Origin of the sequence: Paracoccus sp. SSJ, assembly GCF_030234105.1 — a bacterium.
GTDB classification, from domain to species: Bacteria; Pseudomonadota; Alphaproteobacteria; order Rhodobacterales; family Rhodobacteraceae; genus Paracoccus; species Paracoccus denitrificans.
Genome location: NZ_JASSPE010000031.1, coordinates 25,316 through 34,937 on the forward strand (window position 1 = coordinate 25,316; position 9,622 = coordinate 34,937).

At 68.5% G+C, this 9,622-nt stretch carries 7 protein-coding genes and 1 pseudogene; 5 read left to right on the forward strand and 3 right to left on the reverse strand.

Features of this window, described 5'->3' with window-relative positions:
• Positions 1–14 precede the first annotated feature (14 nt).
• Entirely contained in the window at positions 15–2,732 is a 2,718-nt protein-coding gene (locus QPR87_RS21465; RefSeq protein WP_104493890.1) for a nitrate/nitrite transporter, read from the reverse strand.
• 273 nt (positions 2,733–3,005) lie between these two features.
• Here QPR87_RS21465 and QPR87_RS21470 point away from each other — a divergent pair, with 273 nt between their 5' ends.
• The 3 genes from QPR87_RS21470 to QPR87_RS21480 all read left to right on the forward strand — a co-directional run bounded on the left by QPR87_RS21470 (position 3,006) and on the right by QPR87_RS21480 (position 5,913).
• Positions 3,006–3,710, forward strand: a complete 705-nt coding sequence (locus tag QPR87_RS21470) for a helix-turn-helix domain-containing protein (protein ID WP_011750467.1) — start codon at positions 3,006–3,008, stop codon at positions 3,708–3,710.
• A 93-nt stretch (positions 3,711–3,803) separates the two neighbouring features.
• Entirely contained in the window at positions 3,804–4,865 is a 1,062-nt protein-coding gene (gene ada, locus QPR87_RS21475; protein WP_285051291.1) for a bifunctional DNA-binding transcriptional regulator/O6-methylguanine-DNA methyltransferase Ada, read from the forward strand.
• Positions 4,866–4,935: 70 nt separating this feature from the next.
• Complete coding sequence (locus QPR87_RS21480; protein WP_285051292.1) at positions 4,936–5,913, forward strand: siderophore-interacting protein; 978 nt, start codon at positions 4,936–4,938, stop codon at positions 5,911–5,913.
• A gap of 4 nt (positions 5,914–5,917) precedes the next feature.
• Here QPR87_RS21480 and QPR87_RS21485 read toward each other — a convergent pair whose 3' ends face one another.
• Positions 5,918–7,108, reverse strand: coding sequence for a multidrug effflux MFS transporter (locus tag QPR87_RS21485; RefSeq protein WP_285051293.1), 1,191 nt, complete (start codon positions 7,106–7,108; stop codon positions 5,918–5,920).
• Between the two features lie 395 nt (positions 7,109–7,503).
• On the opposite strand from QPR87_RS21485, the gene QPR87_RS21490 reads away from it, so the two are divergent.
• Positions 7,504–8,196 (forward strand): FadR/GntR family transcriptional regulator, encoded by a 693-nt coding sequence (locus QPR87_RS21490; protein ID WP_230999934.1) that lies wholly within the window; start codon positions 7,504–7,506, stop codon positions 8,194–8,196.
• Between the two features lie 181 nt (positions 8,197–8,377).
• A complete protein-coding gene (locus QPR87_RS21495) occupies positions 8,378–9,361 on the forward strand; it encodes an asparaginase (protein ID WP_011750473.1) in 984 nt (327 codons plus the stop codon).
• Positions 9,362–9,400: 39 nt separating this feature from the next.
• Here QPR87_RS21495 and QPR87_RS21500 read toward each other — a convergent pair.
• Positions 9,401–9,622, reverse strand: a pseudogene (locus QPR87_RS21500) (gfo/Idh/MocA family oxidoreductase); the annotation flags it as partial.

Here is a 9,622-nt window from a genome sequence, read left to right on the forward strand (position 1 = left end):
GGCTGTCTCCTATGTCAGGCGGGGGTAGCGGCGCCGGAAGGGGCGCGGCCGCGTTCGATGTCGTGCAGAAGGCCGCCCGGACGGGTGTAGAACACCCAGGTCACGGCAAGGCACAGCACATAGAAGCCCAGGAAGGCCCAGAGCGCGCCAAGCGCCGATCCGGTCAGGGCGATCGAGCTGCCGTAAGCCTTGGGGATGAAGAACCCGCCATAGGCGCCGATCGCGCTGGTGAAGGCGATGATCGCGGCGGATTCGCGGTCGGACTGGCGGCGACGATCCTCGGGCGAAAGCTGCGGCTCGAGCCGCGCGACTTCCTTGCGCATGATCACCGGGATCATCTGGAAGGTCGAGGAATTGCCGACCCCGGTAAAGAAGAACAGCGCCATGAAGCCCGCGAAGAAGCCCCAGAAGGACAGCGCCTGCAGCGAGACGATGACCAGCCCCACCGAGGCGATCATGCCGGCAAAGACCCAGAAGGTCACCCGCCCGCCGCCGACCCGGTCGGACAGCCAGCCCGTTCCTGCGCGGCTGAGCGCACCGACCAGCGGGCCGAGAAAGACGAATTGCAGCGCGTTCACGTTCGGGAAGGCCAGGCCGGTCAGCAGCGGAAAGCCCGCCGAATAGCCGATGAAGCTGCCGAAGGTGCCGATATAGAGCAGGCACATCACCCAGTTGTGCTTGCGGGTGAAGATCACCGCCTGCTCGCGGAAGCTGGCGCGGGCATCGGTGATGTCGTTCATGCCCAGCCATGCCGCGATGGTCGAGGCGATGATGAAGGGCACCCAGACGAAGCCCGCGTTCTGCATCCACAGCCGCCCGCCGTCCGAAAGCTCTTGCGGGGCGCCGCCCATGGCGCCGAAGACGCCGGCGGTGATGACGATGGGCACCAGGAACTGCATCAGCGACACGCCCAGGTTGCCCAGGCCCGCGTTCAGCCCCAGCGCGTTGCCCTTTTCGGCCTTGGGGAAGAAGAAGCTGATATTGGCCATGGACGAGGCGAAGTTCGCGCCGCCCAGCCCGCAAAGCAGCGCCAGCACCACGAAGATCAGATAGGGCGTCGAGGGATCCTGCACCGCATAGCCGATGCCCATGGCCGGGATCAGCAGCGAGGCGGTGGACAGCGTGGTCCACAGCCGCCCGCCAAAGATCGGCACCATGAAGCTGTAGAAGATGCGCAGCGTGGCGCCGGACAGCGCCGGCAGCGCCGCCAGCCAGAACAGCTGGTCCTGGGTGAAGTCGAAGCCGATCAGCGGCAGCTTGGCCACCACCACCGACCAGACCATCCAGACCGCGAAGGCCAGCGTCAGGGCGGGGATCGAGATCCACAGGTTGCGCCTGGCGATCTTGCGGCCCTGCTCGGCCCAGAAGGTCGGGTTCTCGGGGCGCCAGTCGTCCAGCACGCGCGGCATCACCGTGCGCTCGGGGTCATGCACCTCGGCCAGTTCGGGAAAGTTCGGCAGCCGGTCCAGGGCCCGGCCCTGCGCGCGGCGCTCCATGGCGCGGATCGACAGATGCATCCAGGCCATCGAGACGACGACCACCAGGAACAGCAGCGCAAAGCTGGAGGTCCAGATCCCGGTCAGGTCCAGAAGCGCGCCAAAGACGATGGGCAGGATGAAGCCGCCCAGGCCGCCGATCATGCCGACAAGCCCGCCGACCGCCCCGACATGGTTCGGGTAATAGACCGGGATATGCTTGAAGATCGCAGCCTTGCCCAGGCTCATGAAGAAGCCCAGCGCGAACAGCGTGACCACGAAGGGCCAGAGCCCCATCTCGGTCGAGAACGAGATCAGCCCGTCCTTGCCGCGGATGGTATAGTCGGTCGGCGGATAGGACAGCATGAACAGGAACAGGGCGCTGAAGCCGAAGGTCCAATACATCACCGTGCGCGCGCCGAAACGGTCCGACAGCACGCCGCCATAGGCGCGGAAGATGCTGGCCGACAGGCTGAAGGCCGCCGCCGCCATGCCCGCGACCCGCAGGTCGACGCCATAGACCTGCGTCAGGTAATGCGGCAGCCACAGCGCCAGGGCGACGAAACCGCCGAAGACGAAGAAATAGTAAAGCGCGAAGCGCCAGACCTGCAGCTTCTTCAGCGGCGCGAATTGCTCGGCCAGCGTCGGCGCGGCGATGCCCTGGGCGCGGCGGGCCTCGAAATCGGGATCGTCGCGGGCGACCAGCAGGAAGACCACGCCCATCAGCGCGATGCCCACCGCCCAGATCTGCGCCACGGCCTGCCAGCCCCAGGCGACCAGGATGAAGGGCGCGATGAACTTGGTCACCGCCGCGCCCACGTTGCCCATGCCGAAGATGCCGAGCGCGGTGCCCTGCCGCTGGGCCGGGAACCATTTCGAGACATAGGCGACGCCGATGATGAACGAGCCGCCCGCCATGCCCACGCCCAGCGCGGCCAGCAGGAAGCCGGCATAGCTCTCGGCCCAGGTCAGCGCCCAGGTGGCGATGCCGGTGAACAGCATCTGCAGCGAAAACACCAGCCGCCCGCCATAGCGTTCGGTCCAGACACCCAGGATCAGCCGCACCAGCGAGCCGGTCAGGATGGGCGTGGCGATCAGCACACCGTATTCGAACTCGGTCAGGCCGAGCTCTTCCTTGATGGTGATGCCGATGATGGAAAAGATCGTCCAGACGGCGAAGCACAGCGTGAAGGCGGTGGTGCTGAGCCACAGCGCCTTTTGCTGCTGCATCGGGGGAAAGGAACTTGGGTCCGGCATGGCGGATGCTCCGATTGGGACTTTCGCGCGCTGTTTCGACGCTCACCCAGCACGGGCCCCTTTCGCGAGGTTTGATCTGGATCAACTTTGTCCGGCCGGCCCGGGAAAACCGACCGGATTTGGATTCTGCACTGTCCGATCTGGTGACTTCTCAAATCGGCAGCCTGCATATGCCGCCACGGTTCATGACAAATATGGATTTGATGATTGACTTAAATCAAGATTTTTGCAAGCGTGACGCCGATTCCACCAACACCACGCAGGACGACCCATATGCGCGAAGAGGACCGCAACGACATCCGCAACCTGCCGCTGTTTCGCAACATGACCAGCCCGGCCTTCGACGCGCTGATGCATGCGGCCTATGACCAGGTCTTTCCCGCGCAACTGGAACTGATCCGTCAGGGCGAGGTCGCGAATTTCCTGCATGTGGTGCTGGAGGGCGCGGTCGAGCTTTACGCCAACTGGCAGGACCGCGACACCACCATGGCCGTGGTCCAGCCGGTCGCCACCTTCATCCTGGCCGCCTGCATGCGCGACGCGCCCTATCTGATGTCGGCGCGCACCTTGCGGCGCTCTCGCATCGTGCTGATCCCGGCGGTGGACGTGCGCGCCGCCTTTGCCCGCGACCACGGCTTTGCCCTGGCCACGGTGCAGGAGCTTTCCGAGGGCTATCGCAACTTCGTCCGCCATGCCAAGAACCTCAAGCTGCGCAACGCCCGCGAAAGGCTGGGCGCTTATCTTTGGCAAAGATCGCTCGATACCGGCGGCGCGCAGGGCTTCGTGCTGCCGCAGGAAAAGCGGCTGCTGGCCTCGTATCTGGGGATGACGCCGGAAAGCCTGTCGCGCGCCTTCAAGGCGCTGCGCGACCATGGCGTGCATATCGACGGCATGCGCGTCACCATTACCGACCCCGCCGCGCTGGCGGCGCTGGTCCAGCCCAACACCCTGCTGGACACGGCGCTGAACATCCCCTGAAAGCGCGGATTTGACCGCAAGCGGCGGAGTGCGGCGGTCGTCGGCCGGCCCTAGATATGATAGCAGGAATGACGCAGCAGAAAGGTTCCTGCCATGGACCACACCCCGATCCCGACCGAAAGCGACCCGCGCTGGCAGCGGGTGCTGGCGCGCGACGCGGCGGCCGACGGCAGCTTCGTCTATGCCGTGCGCACCACCGGGGTCTATTGCCGCCCCTCCTGCCCGTCGCGGCGGGCAAAGCCGCAGAACGTGACCCTCTACGCCTCGCCCGATCAGGCCGAGGCGGCGGGCTTTCGCCCCTGCCGGCGCTGCAACCCCAGGGGTGCATCGGCCGCCGAGGCCAATGCCGCGCTGGTCGCCGCCGCCTGTCGCCTGATCGAGCAGGCCGAGACGCCGCCCACCCTTCAGGCGCTGGCCGAGGCGGCGGGGCTGAGCCCGTTCCACTTTCACCGCCAGTTCAAGGCGGTCACCGGGCTGACGCCCCGCGCCTATGCCGCCGCACATCGCGCCGGCCGTCTGCGCGCCCGCCTGGCCCAAGGCGCCAGCGTCACCGGCGCGATCTACGAGGCGGGCTTCAACTCGAGCAGCCGCTTCTATGAAGGCGCCGACGGAATGCTGGGCATGACGCCCTCGGCCTGGCGCAAGGGCGGCGCGGGGGCCGAAATCCGCTTTGCGCTGGGACAATGCGCGCTTGGCGCCATCCTGGTCGCGCAAAGCCGCCGCGGCATCTGCGCCATCGCGCTTGGCGACGACCCCGAGGCGCTGTTGCGCGACTTCCAGGACCGCTTTCCGGCAGCCACCCTGATCGGCGGCGACGCGGAATTCGAGGCGCTGGTCGCCCGCATCGTCGGCTTCATCGAGGCGCCGGGCATCGGGCTGGACCTGCCGCTGGACATCCGCGGCACCGCCTTCCAGCAGCGCGTCTGGCAGGCCCTGCGCCAGATTCCGCCCGGCACCACCGCCAGCTATGCCGAGATCGCCCGCCGCATCGGCGAGCCGCAGGCCAGCCGCGCCGTGGCGCAAGCCTGCGCCGCGAACCCGATCGCCGTCGCCATCCCCTGCCACCGCGTCGTGCGCAGCGACGGCGCGCTGTCGGGCTATCGCTGGGGCGTGGCGCGCAAGCGCGCCTTGCTCGACCGCGAGGGGGCGGCATAGGCACCGTATTGCCGAGAGTTTCGCTTGGGTATATATCCGGCCGCGATGCTGGCTGCCGGAAAGACCTGCCATGTTCCCGATCAGACCCTATCGCAGCACCGGGATCCTCGGCTCGGCCTCGGGGGCGGCGGCGGCCGCGATCAAGGCCCGCGCCGCGGAATGGGAGATCGACCTGATCGAGACCCCCGACAGCCTGGCGCTGCATCTTTGGGGCTGCGAACTGGCGCTGGTCCGCGACGGGGCCTCGGCCCGGCTTGAACTCAGCGCACCCGAGCGGCGGCTGATCGGCAATTTGCAGGACACCGCCACCACGCTGTTCGAGGAGCAGGGCCTGAGCATCCGCTGGGACAATGTCGACGAGGGCGCGCTGGCCCCCGGCCTGTCGCTGATGCGGGTGGTCGGGGTCGCGGCGCGCACCCCCGGCTTCCTGCGCGTCCGCGTCTCGGGCGAGGATGCCGCCCGCTTCGGCGAAGGCTCGCTGCATTTCCGCCTGCTGCTGCCGCCGGCCGGGCGCAAGCCGCATTGGCCGCGCATCGCCGCCAGCGGCCGCACCGTCTGGCCCGAGGGGCCGGATGCGCCGCATCGCGCCGTCTATACCGTCGCCGCGCAGCGCGGGGACTGGGTGGATTTCGACATCTTCCGCCATGCGGACAGCCCGACCTGCGATTGGGCGGATCGCGCCCGGCCCGGCGATCCGGTCGGGCTGATCGGCCCCGGCGGCGGCGGTTGCCCCGAAGCCGGCCGGCTGTGGCTCTTTGGCGACGAGACCGCCCTGCCCGCCATCGCGCGGATGCTGGACCAGGCGCGGGGCGAGGTGCAGGCCGTCCTGCGCGCCGCGCCCGCGGATCTGGCCGAACTGGCCCGCGACCCGCGCGTCAGCCGCTGCGACGACCTGCTGGCCGCGCTGGACGCCGCCGGCTTCGATGCGGCGCAGGACCGTCATGTCTGGTTCGCCGGCCCCGCGCATGAAGCCCGCGAGGCGCGGCGGCGGCTTGCCGCGCGCGGCCTGTCCCGCCGCGAATTCACCGCTGCCGCCTATTGGGGCTGAACCCTCAGGCCAGGATGCGCAGCCGTGGCAGCGAGGCCGCCGCAGCCCCCCAGGCAAGCGCCGCGCAAAGCGCGATCGCCGGCACCATGGTCGCCGCGGTGTTGTCCAGGAACGGCCCGGTCACGGCGATCATCAGCCCGCCGGTCAGCATCTGGATCGTGCCGCCCAGCGACGAGGCAAGCCCGGCGATGTCGGGATGCGGGTCCAGCGACATGACCATGGCCGTCGGCATGACCAGCCCCAGGCAGGCATTGGCCAGGAACAGCCCGGCGATGACCACGGGCAGCCCGTCGAAGCCCGCCAGCACTACCAGCGACAGGACCAGCGCCAGCCCGGCAAAGCCAGTGATCGCCAGCGAGATCACCCGCTCCATGCCAAAGCGCTCCGCCAGCCGGCCGGCGAATTGCGAGGCCGAGAAGAAGCCCACCGCATTCACCGCGAAGGCCAGCGAGAACCCGGTCGGGCTAAGCCCGTATTGCCGCGTATAGACGAAGCTCGCCGAAGCCAGGAACACGAAGAAGCTGGCCATGCCGAAGCCGCCGATCATCGTCAGGCCCAGAAAGCGGCGGTCGGTCAGCAGCCGCCGCGCCCCCGCCGCCATGGCGGCAAGCCGCACGGGCCGGCGGCGCTCGGCCGGCAGGGTCTCGGGCAGCACGAACAGGATCAGCGCCAGGCTCAGCAACGCGGCGGCGGCGAGCACGGCGAAGATCTCGCGCCAGCCGCCCCAGGCCATCACCGCCGAGCCGGTCAGCGGCGCCAGCATGGGCGAGACCGAGATCACGATCATGATCGCCGCCATCATCTTCGCCGCCGCGGGGCCGGTCGCCATGTCGCGGATCACCGCGCGCGGCACCGCCATCAGCGTCGCGGCACCCAGGCCCTGCACGGCGCGGGCGGCGATCAGCCAGCCGATGGTCGGTGCCAGGCTCGCTGCCACGGTGGCAACCAGAAAGATCGCCACGCCGATCACCAGCGGCCTCTTGCGGCCGACCGCATCGGACATCGGGCCATAGATCATCTGCGCAATGCCGAAGACGATGAAATACGAGGTCAGCGTCAATGCCGCGCCCGCCTCGGAGGTGTGCAGGTCGCTGGCCACCTGCGGCAGCGCGGGCAGATACATGTCGATCGCGAACGGACCGACAGCGGAAAGCAGGCCAAGAAGCAGGGCCATGCGGAACAGGGGATCACGCATCGGAAAACCTGTGATGTGTCAGATATGGGGAGTTTGGGCGCAGAATCGCGCCAAGGGTCGTTCGCCGCCGCCGGCCCCTGACTGCCATACCGCAAGGACGGGCGCAACCCCGCGCGGCCGCAAGGCCGGGACTTGATAAATGTTCAGCCTGCCCGGAATCAGGCTTCCCAAGCCACGCAGCCGCCGGCAGGATGAAAGGCGATTTCCCCCGGATTCTGAACGCGGAGCACGCGGATGAGGATCTATCACCTGATTTTCATGGCGCAGGTCGCCGGACTGCTGGGACTGCTCGGCGCGGCCATCCTGTATTGGTAAAAATCGCAGCCTCCGAAGGCATGGCTTGACAGGTGCGCCTGACATGCAACATTGGCGCCATGAACAAGGTGGCTGATTGGTTGTCCCAAAAGAGCCCGGTCAGTCGGAAAAACGCCGCCGAGACGGTGTTCGAGGATCTGCGAGGCGCGATATTGGCCGGCCGCTTGCCGGTCGGCATCCGGCTGCCTTCCGAGGCCAAGCTGGCCGAGCATTACGGCGTCAGCCGCCCGATCATCCGCGAGGCCATGCGCTCGCTGCAGACGCTGGGTCTGACGCGCAGCCGCAGCGGCAGCGGCAGCTTCGTGATCTCGGACCGGCAGGCGCCGGAACTCGCCTATGGCAACTACTCGGCGCGCGAGTTGATCGAGGCCCGCCCCTTCATCGAGATCCCCGCCGCCGGCTGGGCCGCCCTGCGCCGCAGCGAAGAGGACATGGCCCGGCTCCTGCAACTCTGCGACAGCATGGAGCGGCAGGAGGATGCGCTGAAATGGGTGCGGCTGGATTCCGATTTCCACTGCCTGATCGCCGAGGCCGCCCGCAACCGGCTGTTCGCCCGCATCGTCACCGATTCCCGCGACTCGCTGATGCGCCAGTCCGAACTGGTGAACCTGATGGCGGATCGCCGCGTGACCTCGAATCACGAACATCGCCGCATCGCCGAGGCCATCGCCGCCGGCTCCGAGACCGAGGCGCGGACCGCCATGCGCGACCACCTGCACGAGGTGGAACAGGCGATGACCTGGATCATCAGCCAGCGCCCCGCCAATTCCTGATCTTCCGGTTTCGCCCCCGCCCCGGCAATGAAGCATCGTCTTTCGGCCCCGGTGCGCAAGATCATGCATGCGCGGGCGCGGGACGGCTTGACCCCGTCGCCGGCTGTGGTTATCGCGAGCTGTCAGACAGATTGCGGCAAGGCGGGCGCGCCCGTCCGGCCAAGGATCTGCAAGGGAGGGATTGCTGAACCATGCGGCTCATGTCGTGACCGGGACCGGACAGATCCCGCTGCTGGCGGTGCTCGCCACCGGCGGCACCATCGCCAGCAGCCGCGGCGCGGACGGCGCCGCAAGCCCCAGCCTGAGGGCCGAGGATCTTTTGGCGCTGCTGCCGTCCATGGCGGTCGATTTGCGTCCGCAGGAGGTGCTGGCCAAGGACTCCGCCAGCCTGACACTGGCCGACATGCAGCGCATCAGCGATGCGGTGGCGACCGAACTGGCCGATCCCCGCATCGCCGGCATCGTCGCGTTGCACGGCACCGATGCGATGGAAGAGACCGCGCTGCTGGTGCAATTGCAGCATGCGCCGCGCAAGCCGGTGGTGTTCACGGGGGCGCAATTCGCCTCGGACCATCCGCGCTCGGACGGGGCGCGCAACCTGACGGATGCCGTCCGCACCGCATTGCAGCCGCCGCGCCCGGGGGGCGTGACGCTGGCCTTCGGCGGCCGGGTGCTGCCGGTCTGGGGGCTTTACAAGTTCACCTCGGACGCGCCCGACGCCTTCCGCCGCGTGGCCGATGAGGGCGCGACCGTCACCCGTCCGCTGCCGGCCCCGGTCGACGGCTTGCGCGTCGACATCGTCGCCACCCATCCCGGCAGCGACGGGCTGCATCTCGAGGCCAGCCTTGCCGCCGGCGCGCAGGGCATCGTGGTCTCGGCCCTGGGTTCGGGCAATGCCACGCCCGAACTGGTCGCAGCCATCTCGCGCGCCCGGGCGCAAGGAGTGATGGTGGTGGTGTCCAGCCGCGTGCCCGAAGGCCTGCTGTCGCCGATCTATGGCGGCGGCGGGGGCGGCCATGACATGCGGCGCGCGGGCGCCATCCATGCCCGACTGCTGCGGCCCGGGCAGGCACGCATCCTGCTGGCGGCAATGCTGGCCAATGGCTGCTCCGAGGCCGAGATCGCCCGCGCCTTCGAAACCGCGCCCGAGACCGTGCCGGCCTGAAGCCACCCGCACGGAAGCCAAGGCGATCCGCGATGCGAATCAAAACTCGAATTTTTCCACGACATTCCGCCGCCCGCGGGTGAAGGCGTCGGCGACCAGCAGCATGGGAGCGAGATCGACGTCGGATGCACCCTTGCGCACCAGTTCCGCCATGCGCGCGTAAAGCGCCGGGTATTCGCCCATGATGCTCGCCTGCCCCCCGGCATCAGTGTCGTCGATCTCCAGCACATTGCCGCCCAGGCGCAGCGCCAGCTGGCCGGC

What these genes read in the sequence shown, in the direction of transcription:
- QPR87_RS21465 (WP_104493890.1), bottom strand. Translation starts at nt 2,732, where the DNA reads ATGCCGGACCCAAGTTCCTTTCCCCCGATGCAGCAGCAAAAGGCGCTG.
- QPR87_RS21470 (WP_011750467.1), top strand. Translation starts at nt 3,006, where the DNA reads ATGCGCGAAGAGGACCGCAACGACATCCGCAACCTGCCGCTGTTTCGC.
- ada (WP_285051291.1), top strand. Translation starts at nt 3,804, where the DNA reads ATGGACCACACCCCGATCCCGACCGAAAGCGACCCGCGCTGGCAGCGG.
- QPR87_RS21480 (WP_285051292.1), top strand. Translation starts at nt 4,936, where the DNA reads ATGTTCCCGATCAGACCCTATCGCAGCACCGGGATCCTCGGCTCGGCC.
- QPR87_RS21485 (WP_285051293.1), bottom strand. Translation starts at nt 7,108, where the DNA reads ATGCGTGATCCCCTGTTCCGCATGGCCCTGCTTCTTGGCCTGCTTTCC.